The sequence below is a fragment of the Microbacterium sp. No. 7 genome (assembly GCF_001314225.1).
Lineage (GTDB): Bacteria > Actinomycetota > Actinomycetes > Actinomycetales > Microbacteriaceae > Microbacterium.
Genome location: NZ_CP012697.1, coordinates 2,523,400 through 2,538,922 on the forward strand (window position 1 = coordinate 2,523,400; position 15,523 = coordinate 2,538,922).

At 66.7% G+C, this 15,523-nt stretch carries 13 protein-coding genes and 2 pseudogenes; 6 read left to right on the forward strand and 9 right to left on the reverse strand.

From position 1 onward, the window contains the following. Positions 1-18 precede the first annotated feature (18 nt). Positions 19-3,630, reverse strand: coding sequence for a MobF family relaxase (mobF, locus tag AOA12_RS11690; protein WP_082406190.1), 3,612 nt, complete (start codon positions 3,628-3,630; stop codon positions 19-21). A gap of 271 nt (positions 3,631-3,901) precedes the next feature. On the opposite strand from mobF, the gene AOA12_RS23860 reads away from it, so the two are divergent. Together AOA12_RS23860 and AOA12_RS11695 are read left to right on the forward strand one after the other, a co-directional pair. Further along, positions 3,902-4,261: a DNA cytosine methyltransferase gene (locus tag AOA12_RS23860; protein WP_228177175.1), complete on the forward strand. Its 360-nt coding sequence runs from the start codon at positions 3,902-3,904 to the stop codon at positions 4,259-4,261. Beyond that, positions 4,215-4,499, forward strand: a pseudogene (locus AOA12_RS11695) (transposase); the annotation flags it as partial. The gene AOA12_RS23860 and the pseudogene AOA12_RS11695, both read left to right, overlap by 47 nt. Positions 4,500-4,506: 7 nt before the next feature. Here the strand turns inward: AOA12_RS11695 and AOA12_RS11700 are convergent. Continuing rightward, on the reverse strand, positions 4,507-5,808 hold the full coding sequence (locus AOA12_RS11700) for an ISL3 family transposase (RefSeq protein WP_054678531.1): 1,302 nt from the start codon (positions 5,806-5,808) through the stop codon (positions 4,507-4,509). Between the two features lie 109 nt (positions 5,809-5,917). On the opposite strand from AOA12_RS11700, the pseudogene AOA12_RS11705 reads away from it, so the two are divergent. Next, positions 5,918-6,796: pseudogene (locus tag AOA12_RS11705) on the forward strand (IS3 family transposase); the annotation flags it as partial. Beyond that, entirely contained in the window at positions 6,793-6,942 is a 150-nt protein-coding gene (locus AOA12_RS24170; protein WP_442922239.1) for a DUF7882 family protein, read from the forward strand. The pseudogene AOA12_RS11705 and the gene AOA12_RS24170, both read left to right, overlap by 4 nt. A gap of 330 nt (positions 6,943-7,272) precedes the next feature. Here the strand turns inward: AOA12_RS24170 and AOA12_RS11710 are convergent, their stop codons facing one another. The 6 genes from AOA12_RS11710 to AOA12_RS11735 form a co-directional block, all read right to left on the reverse strand. After that, positions 7,273-7,884 carry a uracil-DNA glycosylase family protein gene (locus AOA12_RS11710; protein ID WP_054682934.1) on the reverse strand — a complete coding sequence of 204 codons (612 nt, stop codon included), beginning with the start codon at positions 7,882-7,884 and terminating at the stop codon, positions 7,273-7,275. Between the two features lie 19 nt (positions 7,885-7,903). Beyond that, positions 7,904-8,236 carry a cupin domain-containing protein gene (locus AOA12_RS22640; protein ID WP_058631432.1) on the reverse strand — a complete coding sequence of 111 codons (333 nt, stop codon included), beginning with the start codon at positions 8,234-8,236 and terminating at the stop codon, positions 7,904-7,906. 553 nt (positions 8,237-8,789) lie between these two features. Next, the gene (locus AOA12_RS11720) at positions 8,790-9,269 is read right to left on the reverse strand and encodes a cupin domain-containing protein (protein WP_025104937.1); all 480 of its coding nucleotides are present in this window, start codon (positions 9,267-9,269) and stop codon (positions 8,790-8,792) included. Between the two features lie 42 nt (positions 9,270-9,311). Next, on the reverse strand, positions 9,312-9,863 hold the full coding sequence (locus AOA12_RS11725) for a hypothetical protein (protein WP_156366483.1): 552 nt from the start codon (positions 9,861-9,863) through the stop codon (positions 9,312-9,314). A gap of 377 nt (positions 9,864-10,240) precedes the next feature. Beyond that, the gene (locus AOA12_RS11730; protein ID WP_025104939.1) at positions 10,241-11,026 is read right to left on the reverse strand and encodes an acetoin reductase; all 786 of its coding nucleotides are present in this window, start codon (positions 11,024-11,026) and stop codon (positions 10,241-10,243) included. Positions 11,027-11,184: 158 nt separating this feature from the next. Beyond that, a complete protein-coding gene (locus AOA12_RS11735; protein ID WP_054682937.1) occupies positions 11,185-12,966 on the reverse strand; it encodes a multicopper oxidase family protein in 1,782 nt (593 codons plus the stop codon). A 137-nt stretch (positions 12,967-13,103) separates the two neighbouring features. On the opposite strand from AOA12_RS11735, the gene AOA12_RS11740 reads away from it, so the two are divergent. Next, positions 13,104-13,568 carry a hypothetical protein gene (locus tag AOA12_RS11740; protein ID WP_156366484.1) on the forward strand — a complete coding sequence of 155 codons (465 nt, stop codon included), beginning with the start codon at positions 13,104-13,106 and terminating at the stop codon, positions 13,566-13,568. 84 nt (positions 13,569-13,652) lie between these two features. Here AOA12_RS11740 and merA read toward each other — a convergent pair whose 3' ends face one another. Continuing rightward, positions 13,653-15,029 carry a mercury(II) reductase gene (gene merA / locus AOA12_RS11745; RefSeq protein ID WP_054682941.1) on the reverse strand — a complete coding sequence of 459 codons (1,377 nt, stop codon included), beginning with the start codon at positions 15,027-15,029 and terminating at the stop codon, positions 13,653-13,655. Positions 15,030-15,128: 99 nt separating this feature from the next. On the opposite strand from merA, the gene AOA12_RS11750 reads away from it, so the two are divergent. Then, positions 15,129-15,518 carry a heavy metal-responsive transcriptional regulator gene (locus AOA12_RS11750; protein ID WP_054682943.1) on the forward strand — a complete coding sequence of 130 codons (390 nt, stop codon included), beginning with the start codon at positions 15,129-15,131 and terminating at the stop codon, positions 15,516-15,518. Positions 15,519-15,523: the final 5 nt, after the last annotated feature.

The window sequence follows — 15,523 nt, forward strand, 5'->3', positions numbered from 1 at the left end:
CTGGGGTCGACACTGGCACTACATTGCCCGCGACGGCCCACCTCTCGACGGGCTTCGAGCTGCGTGAGCATCATCCACGGTTTCAGCGGCCACTCGCACTCGGTCGAGGGCTGCCCGCGCCCGCGCAGCGTCGATCTTCTGGACCGCCGACTCGGGTGGCGCGCCGAGGGGCGTGTCGTCGGTGACGCGGTAACGATCGCGGTAGGCGGCGATCACGCGCGCGGACTTGCGCCAGGCCGCAGCCCGTCGCGGTTCGGTGGGCCGCGTGCCGAGTGCCTTCGTCCACGGCACGCTCTCGGCCAGCGCGCCGTCGAGTACGGCGTCGGCGCGTGCCGCGATGAGCTCCTCTCGCTCGTCGAGAGCCGCTCGCATCTCAACATCGATGACGCCGTGCGCCTGTGGGATGAGGCCGGCGATAAGTCGCGTTGGCTTGCGGGTCCGGCCCGAGCCTGCGGGGCGGCCGGTCGCCCGCTCGACCCGGTAGTGCAGGACGGCGGCGATGTCGTCGGCGTCATCGAATCCTCGCGCGGCCACGAGGCGCGGCAAGAGCGCATCAAGGTTGTGATGGTTGGCCTCGGCGCGGCGAAGTTCAGCGGCAAGGGGGCCGAACGCCTCGGACTCGATGGCGCTCTCGGCCTGTTCGTCGGAGAGCCCGGAGCAGCGGATGAGGGCAGCCCAGCGGTCATGCTGGGCTGCGGCGGCGATGGTCTCGTACTCGGCGGCGAGCTGGGCGATCGAGCCCCACTGTTCCTGCTCGGCGACGATGGTCTCGTGCGCCGAGAGTTCGGCCCCGCTGTGCTGGAGAACGCCGTACAGCACGCTTCGCGCGGTGGCATGCGGGTCGTCGCCAGGGTGCAGCTGGGCATGGTCGTCGGCGCGGTCGAGAGTCACGTAGGCGTGGTTCGCGTGCCGCCCTCGGGTCATAGCGACGTAGAAGGTCTCCCTCGTCGAGGTCGGTTCGACCAACACGTGCGCACTGTCGGTCGTGATGCCTTGGGCGCGGTAGGCGGTGACTGCGTAACCGAGATCGACATGCTCGGCCACATACGAGGCCGGGAGGACGATGCTGCCGCCGAACCTGCGCCCACGCCTGCGAGCCTTGATGGTTCCGTCGTCGCCGACGGTGGTGCCGGTTCCGTAGTCGCGTGCGATGGTGATGGTCCCGTCGTCGCCGACGGCGGTGACGGTCCAGATGTCGCCGTTGCGTACCCAGTCCCGCCCGACCAGGGTGCGCAGTTCGCGCTTGTTGAGTCGCGTGATGATGGTGTCGCCGACGCCAGCGGCGGTGCCGTCGCGCAGCTCGACTTCGCGGTCGGGATTCAGAGTCTTGTTGAGGATCAGGTCGGCGCGGGCGCGACCGTTCAGCGCGGTCACGTCGTCGTGGGTTTCAGCGATCAGCACAGAAACGAGTCCCGCGTCGCGGTCGGCGCGCCATGCGTTGTAAGCCGCGTCGGTCATGGCCTCGGCGTCGCCATCGGCGATGCGCTGGTGGGCGAGGTAAGTGTCGATAGCCGCTGTGCGCCCGTGACGCAGCTCGAGTGAGGCGGTCTTCTCCCAGGCATGGGTGAAGCGGTGAACGTCGACCAGTTCGGGAGTGTCGGCCCGGTCTCTAGCGATCATCGCGAACGCGCCGCCGGCATCTACGGATTGCAGTTGGGCGTAGTCGCCGACAAGCAGCACCTTCGCGCCAGCGTCTTGGGCGAGGTGGGTGATGCGGTCCAGTGACAGGGTGCCGGCGAGGGAGGCTTCGTCGATGATGACGAGCTGGCCTGCCTCGAACGCGGTGCCGTGGATCAGGTGGTTCTGCCACCACTTCGCAGTGTTCTCCGTCGCGATTCCGAGGTCGTCGGCGAGGACCTGTGCGGCGACCGCTGACGGCGCGAGCCCGACGACGGAACCGGAGCCGTGCTGGGCTTCCCAGGCGCGGCGGAGCGCGTTCATTGCGGTGGTCTTGCCCGCACCGGCAGGACCGACCAGCACGTCGAGCATCCGACCCGACACCGCGATCCGGGTCAGGGCGTCGGCTTGGTCGTCGCCGAGCATCCGACCGTCCGCATCGGGACTGCGCGTGATCTTCTCGACCGTGGCAAGCGTCACCGTCGACCCGCCGAGGTTGGCTGCTCGTTCGAGAAGTCTGTCCTCGGCCGCGAGCTGGGACTCGGAGGTGAACACGGTCGAGCTCTTCGGTCGGAACACCGAGGTGCCGTCGGTCCGACGGAACACGACGGGCGAGGCGCCGAGTTCGGGCGGGGTCAAGCGAAGCGAAGCGAACTCGGCGGCATCGGCAACCATGGCGACGATGGCTTCCCGGTCGTGCATGGTGGCGAAGCGCCAGCCCATCGTCTGCCGGGATGCCTCGGCCATGAGATTCCAGCGTCGCCAGGTCGAGCGCTTCTCACCGACCACCTCGACGACCGAACGCCCAATCTCGCCAATGACAACGAGCGGTACGTCGTCGGCACGCAGCAGGAGCGGCTTGTCGTTGTCGGTCACCTCGCGCGCCCACGTCGTCGCATCCCGCCCCAACGACTTCGTGGCGCGCTCCCGCCATTCGACGGTGAGGTCAGCCAAGGACCGAACCTGCTTCTCGGGCCGAGTCGCGAGTGTGGCTTGAGCTCGCAATTTCATGATCGCCGCTGGTGTCGGGCGTCGTCCGTGCGCTGCAACGTACTTGGCGATGAGGCGATCGGTCTCGGCGTTGATGTGACGCGCGCGGGTAGAGAACTCGGCGATCAGTTCATCGGGCACTCCAGTGATCGCCCATGCAGGGTTGTGGTCGCGGCCCATCTCTCGGGCCTCCCATGAGACGCCGAAGGTGCGCGTCATGTGGTCGGCGAACACGGCTTCGTGGAGTTCGGAGAGCGCGACGACGGCGGTGTGCATGGGTCTGCCGTCGAGCGAGCGCCACTTCCCATCGAGGACGGTCTTGGCCTTGTTGCTGATGACGACGTGCGTGTGGAGGTGGGGGTCGCCGGCGCGGGAGTCGAAGTGATCGAAGGCGGTCGCGATGAGCCCGGTGACATCGACCTGCGCAACCGCGCCGTCTCCGGCGGTTGCGCCCGTGCGCGTGGCTGCAACCTCGCGTTCCATGAACGCAACCACCTCCGCAACCGCGCGATGATGCGCCTCGGCGATGAGTGCCTGGACCCCGGCGTCGGCGACTGCCCACAACACGCTCGCGGACTTCGGGATCGAGAAGGTGAAGTCGAAGCCCGCCACAGCACGCCGTGTACTTCGGGCTGTCTCCTCGGCAACGATCTGCGCGACGGCCTCTCCCTTGGCGCCGGGGGTCATCGTCGGTTCGAGGTCAGCGATCCGCGCTTCGATTCGCTGCTCCTGGCTCTTGTATGCCGCGAAGCCCAGGCCGAGCTTGTCGCCGGTGATCGGATCACAGCCTGTGCCCATCAGGAGCTGGAGTTGGTGTTCCGATACTCGGTCGCCCACCTGAATCTCGCCCTTGCCGAGGGCCGCTACGCCCGCGCCGAGCCAGCGACCAGGCGGGGTGCCGTCCTCCATGTAGTAGCGGGTAAGCGGCGTCGAGAGCGGTCGGTCTCCGTCGGCTGCCACGACGGTCTTGAGCAGGTACTTGTAGCCGTCACCTGCCGACATCACGCGCATCGAAACCGTCATGCCCACCTCCGCTCCTGCCGGGCAGGTGAGCACCCGCACCCGGTGACTTCTGAAGCGGCAATGCCCGACTCAACCTCGACCTGCAAGAGGCGTGTGACCTCGGATGGCGGTCGGAGCCGAGGCCGGAGATGGAGGCATCGGGCGGCGGCAAGCGGGGGCTCGGTTGAGCAGCGGGCGCGTGTCGGAGTCGTGCACCTGACAGGTGACCAGCTCGGCATCAGTTCTCGATGAGGCACGGATGCCGGGGACGTCCGTCGCCGGAGCAGACTTCATGCACGACCTCGACGCCAGCGGCGGCTTCCCATGCCAAGACGTGTCCACCGTCGGCAAGCGCGCCGGCCTCGCGCCAGGTACGCGCTCGGGGCTCTGGGCGCACATGGCCGCAGCCATCGACGCGCTCCAGCCCGAGTGGGTCGTCATCGAGAACGTCCGCGGGCTGCTGTCCTCACCCGCGACACGGCCACCCGCAGAAGGAGACGACCATGAACGACGCAACCCAGGTGGGCTGACCCCGTTTCGTAGGTCCAGTCGTTATGAGAGTCGTCCTGTTGTCCGCGGTCGCGGGCAGGGAGACTGGTCAGATCATGACGAACAGCAGGAAGCGTCACACCCCGGAGCAGGTCGTCCGTAAGCTCGGGCAGGCCGACAGGATGCTCGCCGACGGTCAGGACGTCGCGGCGGTGTGCCGGGAGCTCGTGGTGTCCGAGCAGACGTACTACCGGTGGCGGAACCAGTACGGCGGCCTCAAGGCCGACGACGCAAAGCGCCTGAAGGAGCTGGAGAAGCAGAATGCGACCCTGAAGCGTCTGCTCGCGGAAGCGGAGCTGGAGAAGGCCGCGCTCAAGGAGCTGGCTGAGGGAAACTGGCTCTTCGGAATTAGGGGTGTAGTTGGGGTCTGAATCCTCCGGCTTCGAGCAGGCTTCTTGCGATGTAGTTCGTGAGGTTCCGGAAGCCGAGCGCGGAGCCGCGGAGGTGTTCAAGTCGTCCGTTGATCGCCTCCGTTGGGCCGTTCGAGGTGCCGGGCCGATCGAAGAACGCGAGCACGTCGGCGGCGCGCTGCTTGAGGGTGCGGCCGAGCTTGCGGATCTCGACGAGCGCGGCAGGAACCCCGGTGCTGACCGCGTCGATCAGGGTCTGCATCATCTGCTTGCCATTCTTCTTGTCGGGTTCGCGATACGCGGCGATCATGCGCTGGTAGATGCCCCAGGTCGCTTCGACCTCGACGTGCTCCTCGGTCGCGAACAGCGCCTCCAGCCGAGCGCGTTGCCGGTCGGTGAGTAGCTTGTCGCCGGTGTGCAGGGTGCGGCGCGCCTGATAGAGCGGGTCGCCCTTCATCCCGCGGTGTCCGTGTAGATCCTGCTGAACGCGGCGGCGACACACATCGAGCGCATCGCCGGCGAGACGGACCACATGGAACGGATCCATCACCGGGACCGCGTCGGGCAGCTCTTCGGCGGCGGCCGTCTTGAAGCCGCTGAACCCGTCCATCGCGACCACCTCGATCCGCTTGGACCACTCCTTGGGCCGTGCCGCGAGCCACTGCTTGAACACGGCCTTCGAACGGCCCTCGACCATGTCCAGCAGCTGGGCCGGGCCTGTCTTCTCGCGGGCGGGCGTGAGGTCGATGATCACGGTCACGTACTTGTCGCCGTACCGGGTGTGACGCCAGACATGCTCATCGACGCCCAGGGTCGTGACCCCGTCGAACCGGCCGGGAGCGTCGATCAGACGACGCCGACCCTCGGCGAGAATCGCACTGTTCGCGGTATGCCAGGACACCCCCAGACCGGCCGCGGCGCGGGTCACCGTGAGATGGTCGACCACGATCGCCGTCAGCGCCCACCCGAGCCCGCCACGCGAGATCTTCGCCCGCGGCGCGGCGGCCTTCGTGGTGTCCTGCCGCCACGTCTTCCCGCAGTGCGCGCACCGGTAGCGGCGCACCCGGACCAGCAGTGTCGTGGGCCGGTGCCCGAACGGCTCATGCGCGAGCCGACGCACCACGGTGTCTCTCGGGACGCCTTCCGCGCCGCACTTCCGGCACCAGGGATCGTTCTCGACGACGCGGCACTCGATCACCGCCCGATCCGCCTCGAGATGTTGACCTACAGCCTCGAGGCCGAGCTCGTCGAGACGGCAGAACGTGGTCAGGCAGGGCGCGGCGAAGGTAGTTTGGAGCACGTCGAGGTCTTTCGGATGGGCAGTGTAGGAACTTCCATCCTGGAAGACCTCGACGCCTATCCGGCAATCGACCCGCGAACCTCGACTACACCCTCAACTGCGAAGAGCCGGGAAACTTCTAAGCCCGGACAGGCGCCGCGCCGCCGTCGATCACCTCAAGCGCGAGCTGCGGGTGAGCGAACGGATGGCGTGCCGTCTGGTCGGGCTGAGCCGCTCCGCGTATCGGCGACCGCTCAAGGGCGACACGGTCGCGGACCCGGATCGGGCGTTCAGGGAGTGGCTGCGCGCCTGGGCGAAGGACCATCCCCGCTACGGGTACCGGCGGGCGTATCACGACGCCCGCGCCGAGGGGTGGGTGGTGAACCACAAGAAGATCCAACGCCTGTGGCGTGACGAAGGGCTCCGGGTCCCGCAGCGGCGTCGACGCAAGCGCGTCGGGTCCTCGACCGTCGACGCGCCGACGGCGGACGCGCCGAACGTGGTGTGGGCAGTGGACTTTCAGTTCGACGCCGACGAGCACGGCCGACCGATCAAGATCTGCTCGATCGTCGACGAACACACCCGGGAGTGCATCGGCGGCCTCGTGGAGCGCTCGATTACCGCCGACCGACTCACCGCCCACCTCGAGGACCTCGTCGCCGCCCGGGGCGCCCCGGCGGTGCTCAGGTCGGACAACGGGCCGGAGTTCATCAGCGAGGCGATGGCCGACTGGGCCGGCACCCGCACCGGCCTGTCCTACATCCCTCCGGGCTCGCCGTGGCGCAACGGGTACGTCGAGTCGTTCAACAGCCGGATCCGCGACGAGTGCCTCAACATCAACAGCTTCTACTCGCTGCTGCACGCGCAGGTCATCATCGGCGACTGGAAGGACGAGTACAACCACCACCGCCGGCACTCCTCGCTCGGCTACCTACCCCCAGCCGAGTACGCTCGACAGTGCACCCATCAAATGGAAACCGACGACTCACAGAACGTCCGGACCGAATGAAGGGGGCGGCTCATCTACGATTCACCTTCGACGAGTTCGAGCCCCCGCACCTCAACATGCAATGGATCCACGCGCTCATGCAATCGGCCAACAGTTCCGGAGGCATCACGCTTCTCGATGAAGTGCTCGAAGCTCCGACAGGATGACCGCCGCCGGCATTGGTCGGTGCTCGGAGGCCTGCCGGGAGCGTCGGCATCACGAGGACGGACGGCTCATGCCAGGAGAACCTCGTGAGCCGAGCGAGTAGCCCTCTCAGAACGTCGAGTTCCCCAGAATCGTGGCTCGGAGAGGGCTCGTCACACGGAATGTGACATCGCCTCATTGCGTTTGGCGCAGCGCCCCAGACGCCCCGCGCGTAGCCCCAGCTACCACACAGACATTACCACTGGGTGTCCCCCAAACGGAGGACATCACGGGCCGGCGCGACCCGATGTAGTGCGCGGGCATCAGCGATTGATTCACCCCCAGAAACGGTTTCACCGCAACGCGGTCTCGATGTGCCAACGGAGATCTTCCACGACGTCTGCGGCGAACCACGGGTTCCTCGCGTGCCAACGAAAGTTGAGCGGCGACGGGTGCACTAGAGGGAACAGCTCAGGAAGAAACTGCTGATAATTCCGTACCGTCGCGGTCAGCGTCGCGGTCTTCGCAATCGGCAAGTACGCCTGCTGTGCGTAGCGTCCGATCAACAAAGTCAAACGAATATCAGGCATCAACGCGAAGAGCGGCGGATGCCACCTGGCCGCGAAGCCTCGACGCGGCGGCGCATCTCCCGACCCGCTGCGACCGGGGCCGGGGTAGTAGAAGTCCATCGGCAAGAGAGCGAAATTGTCCGGGTCTCGGAACTGTCCTTCGGTGACACCAAGCCACTGCATGAGGGTGGCACCACTGGCGTCGTCCCACGGCACCCCGCTTGCCTGCGCGCGGCGTCCCGGCGCCTGGCCAATGACGGCCACGCGCGCAGCGGCACCCACCGTGTAAATGGGGTCCATGCCCTGCTCTCGCAGCGCGTTGTTGGTGGAATCGTGTATCAGCTCATCATGGATGAGCGCGAGAGGATCAAGTGCACCGTACTGCGGAGTTCCCACGATCCGTACGCAACCTGCTTCAGTGCTTCTTAACGACGGTCAGGAGGATGACTGAGTCCTCGATGGCGTCGAGTGAGTGGAGCCCGTCCGGGATGATGAGGAGGTCACCGGGAGATCCGTTCCACGACAGGTCTCCGAATCTGAGCAGGACGCGGCCCTCGAGGACTTGCAGGGTTGCCTCTCCGGAGCTTTCGTGCTCAGCCAGGCTTTCGCCGGCCTTGAGAGCAATAAGCGTTTGTCGGAGTTGATGCTCGTGTCCTCCGAAGACGGTCTTCGCGCTTCTACCACTGGACGCTTCCTTCGCCTGAGAGAGTTCGTGTCGCGCGAGGGCGATGAGTGAGGTCTTTTGCATAGCATTTCCGATGTTCGAATGTCATCGTGCGTGGGGTTGCTCGGCCTTACGGGAACCAAGCTGGCCGACACAGCTTGGTTCAAGCTCGTACCTATTATCTGTCCCCGTTCGGCTTACTCTCCGAGCCTGCCACTCGTTCAGCACGCTGGTCACCGAAAACGATCGTTTTCGGCGGGCGTCCTCTTAGCTCGGTGAAATTTTTGCCAGCGGCTTCTGGGCACCCGCTTTCTCCGCCGCCAGATGCATCGTTCCCATGCGTGTGGAGTTTGACGCTTTGTGGCGGCGTTCTGTGATCGCACGGTGTCGCAGACAGGGCACAGTGTTGGCCTGCCCGAGGAACCATGCGGCCTTGCCGACACTCTGACACGAGGCCCAGTCGAGGTCCTCGACATCCGTGATCGTCAGACCTACCAGCGTGAGGGGCGGGAGCGTGAAGACATCGGCCGGTCGAGACCGGCCGATGTCTTCACGCGGCGGCGGGGCGCGCTGCCCGGGGTGGACCAAGACGATCCTCGTCCGCAACATCCTTACGGAGCGGTGACACAAGTAGACGTCAGTTGGCGTGCTCGTCCGGCGCGCTGTCCTCGGGCTGGACGGTCCATGCGGGAGGCTCGTCCTTACCGGTCGCTTCGTCTTGTTCTGCCTTGTCGCTGGTTCTCTGGGTGATGCCAGGTGCGTGGTGCACCGGGGCATAAATCGCGTAGAGGCGCAGCGGTTCGTCGCCAGTGTTGATCACGTCATGCCAGGTGCCGGCGGGGACCTGGACAGACCACCCATCCGAGACGTTTTGCTCGAAGTCGAGCCGGTCCTTGGCCGGGCCCATGACGGCCCTGCCCTGTCCGGCATCGAGGCGCAGGAACTGATCGGTGTTCTGGTGGACCTCCAGGCCGATGGACTCCCCGACCGGGATAGACATCAGCGTGACCTGCAAATACTTCCCGGTCCACGCCACGCTGCGGTAGTTCTCGTTCCGCCGGGTGGCCTCTTCGATGTCGAACGCGTTCGGGCGGGGCCCGATGTCGTTGATGGTCATTGTGTTCTCCTTTCGTGCTCGGACTTCGAGTCCAAGTCAGCATCATCTTTCGGGGGGAGTCAAGGGTGGGTGGGTTTCGGCGAACCTCGTGGAGGCGAGGAGAGCGAGTACGACGCCGGCCCCAGCGACGACGAGGACGCCGCTTAGTCCGGCTGCAGTGGCGCCCATGGTGGCGACCAGGGCACCGGCGAGCCCGGTGCCGATGGCGATGCCGGCCTGGTTGCCGAGCTCCATCTGCGATGAGGCGCGCCCGACCGTGCCAGCGGCATCATCGAGGACGGCGATGGAGTTGATCGTGAAACCGAGACCGGCGCCGAGCCCGGCGATGATCCAGCCCACGGCGGCGACGGGGACGGGGACGGTGGTGAGGATCACGGCACCGATCACCGTCAAACCCGCGATGACGAGAATCGCTCCGAGGCGCGCGATGCCCCCCTTGGTCATGCCCCACTTCAGGAGCCGGGCGGGGGCATAGGCGCCGGCGGTCCACCCGATGATGCCTGCGGTCAGGACGATCCCGGCGAGTGTAGCGCTGATCCCTCGCACGCTGGTAAGGGCGAGCGGAATGAACAGGTCTGCGGTGAAGAACGCCATGGACAAGGCGGCTGCGAACACCACATTCGCCGGGAGCCCTCGACGCGCGGTGAGCGTCCCGGCAGGCAGAACCCGCCGGACGTGCGTGCGCGCCCTGACCTCGAGCTCGCGGAGGTTGCGGCTGACGCGTTCGATACGTAATTCAGTACAGGCGTATCGAGGTGGCTGCACCACTGGGCGCCGATTTGTGGGCGCGAAAAAGCCCCCCGACGCAGGTCGCGTCGAGGGGCAGGTGAGTACGATCCGGTCGTGACTTCGTCTGATCTTCACGAGGCCTTTCCGACTGCTCGGTCTGCGGGCTGAGCTGCCGATACCGGAGGGCGCCCGGGAGGGTCACACGCCGACGCGCGGCGGGTGGTGAGACGGTCAGTGATGACTCAGTTGTAAAGCATGCCGCCGTCGACGAGAAGCACCTGGCCGGTGACGTAGTCCGAGTCGGGGCCGGCGAAGAACGACACGACCTTCGCGACGTCCTCGGGGGTCTCGATGCGGCCGAGCGCGATGCCCTCCACGTTTTCCTTGAGGTTCTGGCCGAGTGGCTTGCCGTTGATCTTGCTGAGCTCGGCGTCGATGAGTTCCCACATGCCGGTGCCGACGATGCCGGGCGCGTAAGCGTTCACCGTGATGCCCTTCGGAGCGAGCTCCTGCGCGGCCGCCTGGGTGAAGCCGCGAACGGCGAACTTCGAGGCCGAATACGCGCTGAGGATGGGGAACCCCTGGATCGACGCGATGGATGCCGCGGAGATGATCTTTCCACCGTGACCGAGCTGTTCGAACTTCGCTGCGGCCGCCTGGATGCCCCAGACCACGCTGTCGACGTTGATCCGGAAGATCTGATCGAGCTCTTCGGCGGTGATCTCGAGTACGGGCTTGATCTGGGCGATGCCGGCGTTGTTGACGATCACATCGAACCCGCCGAGCTGTTCGGCGGCTGCGTCGACAGCGGCAACGACCTGGTCGCGCTTCGACACGTCCGCAGCGACGAAGACCGCTTTTCGGCCCAGCTGCTCGATCTCGGCGACGACCGAATCACCCTTCTCGCGCTGCGGCTCAATGTCCGCGACGGCGATGTCAAAACCGTCGGCGGCGAGACGAAGCGCGATGCCGCGCCCGATCCCCTGCCCGGCTCCGGTGACCAATGCGACCTTATCCTGAATAGCCATTCTCGTACTCCTTCTCAAACGCGAACGGGCGCCCAGCAGATTCGATGTTCGCGGGCCTGGCGCGTCGTACAGTGCAGGGCCAGCAGAAGTGGCTGCCCGTCTCCCACTTCAACATGGCGAATCGATTTGTATTCCCTGGCGCTCCTGACGTGCCAGGGTCACGCCATGAACGGCATGAGTTCGGGAGGCATGGTCACAAAGGGCCGCATCATATCGCGATCCTCGTGCTCGAGGATGTGGCAGTGGTACATGTAGCGGCCGCTGTAGGCGTGGAACCGGACGGCGATCTCGACGATTTCGTGGGGGTTGACGCGGACTGTGTCTTTGAGCCCGCGCTCGTTGGCGTCGATGACGTGGTCGAGCTCGTCGTCGGGGTCGCGACCGAGAGTGATCCGCGCGCTGAGGTCGAGATCGCCGATGCCGTCGTCGGGGATCTCCCAGCCGATGGGCCGGCGCGCGAGGACCTGGAAGGGATCGAGGTGGATGTGGATGGGGTGCGTGTCATCGGTGAGGTTGATGAGCTGCCAGATCTCGTACTGGCCGAGCATCGGGAAGAACGTGGCGGTGTCCTCGAAGTGGGCGGCAACCGCGCGGTAGCGCGTCGTGTGGTCGCCGTCGGTGAGGGTGATCAGCGGACCGGTCGTCTCGTCCTCGTCGTCGACAACGGCGAGCTCACGCATGGTCAGCATGTTGGGTACGTCCTCGAACTCGCGCTCGACAAGCGCGATGGCACGCCGCGGCGCCGCGTCCAGCTCCTCGGGTTTTGGCAGGGCGAAGTCGGTCGCCAGTTCGCGGGGCACCGGACGGTGCGCGACCGGGCCCGGGACGACACGGAAACGCATGACCTGGGGGTACGGCAGCAGCGCGTCGAGATCCGCGGCATCGGCGGCATCAGCGGCGGGAAAGGGCGCGCCATCGAACGGAGCGCCGGCGGTGTTGTAGAGCGTGAGCTCGGTGCCCGGTTGAAGGTCCGAGAAGTCGACGAGCAGGTCGGCGCGCTCGGCTGAGGCGAGGACCAGCCCGTCGGGTGGCAGCGCGACGGGCTCGCGGAGTAGGCCCGAGTCGGTGCCGATCTGAGTGATGCGATCGAATTCGGGCACGCCGTCTCGCAGCAGCACGAGCCGGAAGGTGCGGGCGTTGGAGCCGTTGAGCACGCGGAAGCGGTACGTGGCGGGCTGGACGTCGAGGATAGGCCAGACTTTGCCGTTGACGACCGTGAACGGCGCGAAGGCCTCCATCACCCCAGGGTCGGTCTTGTGCACCAGCTGGCCGGTCAGCCGACCGCCCTCGTCGAGTCCGAAGTTACGGTCCTGCAGCAGCAGCGGCACCTCGTACGGTGGTCCCTCGGGCAGCCCGAGGTCACGTTCGCGCTGGTCGCGGATGATCCACAGTCCCGCCAGCCCGGCGTATACGTCGAACCGAGTGACGCCCATCACGTGGTCGTGGTACCAGAGCAGCGTCGCGCGTTGGTCCATCGGGTAGTCAAATACGGCGAGCTGGCCGGGTGCGAAGAGGTTCTCGGTCCAGCCGTCGTACACGGCCGGTGTCAGGCCACCGTGCAGGTGCACGACCGAGTGTCCCGTCAGCGCCGCGGCGTGCGGGTCCGGCGTGCCGCCGCTCAGACCGGGACTGCACTGCACAGGCACACCGTCGGCGTCGACCTCGTCGCCAGCCATCGTTACGATGACGGGCAGCCCGCCGTCAAGCTCGTTGCGCCACTCGACGCGGACCGGGTGGCCGCGCTCAGCCTCGATCGTCGGGCCTGGGAGCGTGCCGTCGTAGCCCCACACACGCGACCGGGGCAGATCGCGATGGAAGCTGTGTGAGCCGGTACGGATCCGCACCGTCAGACGGCCGTTGTGATCGCGCGCGAGCAGGCGCTCGGGCAACGGCAGAACGTCGACGAACGGCGTCAGAGGCATGCGCTGCGCGGCGGCCATGCGCTACACGCTACCAGCCCGCCCGACGTGTCGTGGGACTATGCGCACACGGGCATAACGGATGGAGTTCCGCGCGCAGACGCGAGCGTCGAACAGAGGTCTCGCGGATGTCGCGGGCGCGGTCTAGATTCCCGGGTATGAGCGCTGGGGAGCGGATCTACTCGGCGGTGTTGCACCGGGACAAGCGGGCCGAGCAGGAGCTCGATCCTGAGGTGCGACGCAATCTCGCGCCCAATGGACTTCGACTGGTGGCCGCCAACGCGCTCCAGTCCTCGGGCGATCAGATCGTCAACGCCTCGACCGTGCTGCCGTGGCTGTTCAACGCCCTCGGCGTTCCCGTGGCGCTGACGGTCCTACTGGTGCCGATCCGCGTGTCGCTCTCGATGCTCCCGCAGGCGTTCCTCACGCCACTCATCGTCCGTGTGCGGTTCCGCAAGTGGGTGTTCATCTCCGGCGCTCTGGTGCAGGCCGCCTCGGCGGGAGTGATCGCCGGAACCGCCGCGCTCGGGCAGGGCCTGGTCGCCGGGGTCGTGATCCTGGTCGGGCTGGCGGCGTTCGCGCTGGGGCGGTGCCTGTGCTCGATCGCCTCCAAGGACGTCTGACTTTGTCAACCTGATTTGGCCCCGGGGTGACGGTTTGAAGTGGCCCCGTCGTGGCGGCGGGTCGATGTGGGTGGCTGTCTGTTGTCAGGCGCAGCAGGAAGTGGGGAGTTCGTTGCGGAAGAGGTTCGCAGTGAGGCGGATGCCTTCGGCCATGGTGAGGTACGGGGCCCAGGTGTCGGCGAGTTGGGTGACGGTGAATCCGGCTTTGATGGCGTAGGTCGCGGCGAGCATCATCTCGCCGGCGGTGTCGGCGAGGGCGTGGACTCCGAGGACTTTGCCGGTGTCGGCGTCGGCGACGATCTTGATGCCGCCGCGGGTGTTGTGGTTGGCGATGGCTCTGGGCACGTCGGCCAGTCGCAGGTATCGGCAGGCGCATCTGTATCCGGCGGCGATGGCTTCGGCTTCGGTGATCCCGGCCGAGGCGAGTTGGGGTGAGGTGAACAGGACGGAGGGCAACCCGGTGTAGTCGACCTGCTCAGAGTGACCGAGGGCGTTGTGTGCGGCGATCTTCCCGGTCCTCGCGGCGACGTACACATACTGGGGCACGTCGGTGACGTCGCCGGCGGCGAACACCGCCGGGTTCGTGGTCCGCTGTTGTTCGTCGACAATGATGAAGCCGCGGGTGTCGGTCGCGATGCCCGCAGTGGCGAGGCCGAGCCCGTCGGTGCGGGGGGTGCGGCCGGTGGCGACGAGGACGCGTTCACCGGTAGCTACTTTCCCGGTGCGGGTGAGGACTCGGACCAGGTCGTCGTGTGGGGTGATCGTTGCGGCGCGGTCGCCTATGACGGTGATTCCGTCGGTCAGGAAGGCTTGGCGGAGCTCGGAGGAGAGTTCTGGTTCGGCGTGCGGGGCGAGCCGGCCGATGATGGTGACCTCGACCCCGAGCCGGGCGAACAGCTGGGCCTGTTCGAGGCCGACGAATCCGCCGCCGATCACCACGAGCGAAGCGGGCAGCTCGGTGAGTTCCATCGCCGTGGTCGACGTGAGGTAATCGATCTGCTCGAGGCCGGGGATCGTTGGGATGGTCGGTTCGGCGCCGGTGGCGATGAGATACGACTTGGCGCGAACCGGTCGTCCATCGACGAGCAGTGTTGAGGGATCGGTGAATGTTGCGGTGCCGGGGAGGATGTCGAACCCGTAGGCGGCGGCGATGTCGGCGTACTTGGTCTGGCGGAGCATGCCGACCAGCTCATCCTTCTGCTGCACGAGCGCGCCGAGGTCGACGGCCCCAGCGGAGGTGGCGGCGCCGGGGAACGGGTTCGTGAGCGCGGCGTGGCGGGTGTGCGCGGCCGCGAGGAGTGTCTTGGAGGGCACGCAACCCACGTTCACGCAGGTGCCACCGAGCGTGCCCGATTCGATGGCGACCACGCTCGCCCCCTCGAGTCGGGCGTGGATCGCCGCGGACATCGCCGCGCCGCCCGTCCCGACCACCGCAAGATCGAACTCGTTGTGCTGAGTCATGATGCCTCCTCGGGTGGACCGGGCCGCACGTGCGGCCCTATGCGACAGAATGGACCTTCAAGCATGCTTGAAGGTCAAACTGACGGTGGAGGTGTCACGATGCGGATCGGAGAACTCGCGGAGAAGGCGAGGACGAGACCGTCGACGCTGCGGTACTACGAGGAGCGCGGGCTGCTGCAACCGCCGGAGCGCACCCCGGCCGGGTACCGCAGCTATGGTGACGAGACGGTGCAGCGGCTCGAGTTCATCGATCGGGCTCGCGCGGCGGGGCTCACCCTTGCGCAGACCGCGGAGATCCTCGATGTTCGCGACACGGGTGGTTCGCCGTGCGCTCACGTGCTGGATCTCCTTGACCGCCGGCTCGTGGAGATTGATGAGCAGCTCGAGCAGCTGCGCGCCCTACGAGGGAGCATCGTCGAGCTTCGGGCGCACGCGACGGCAACGGCGTCCGAAGCCTGCACGCCGGAGTCCATCTGCCGCTACCTCTGATGACT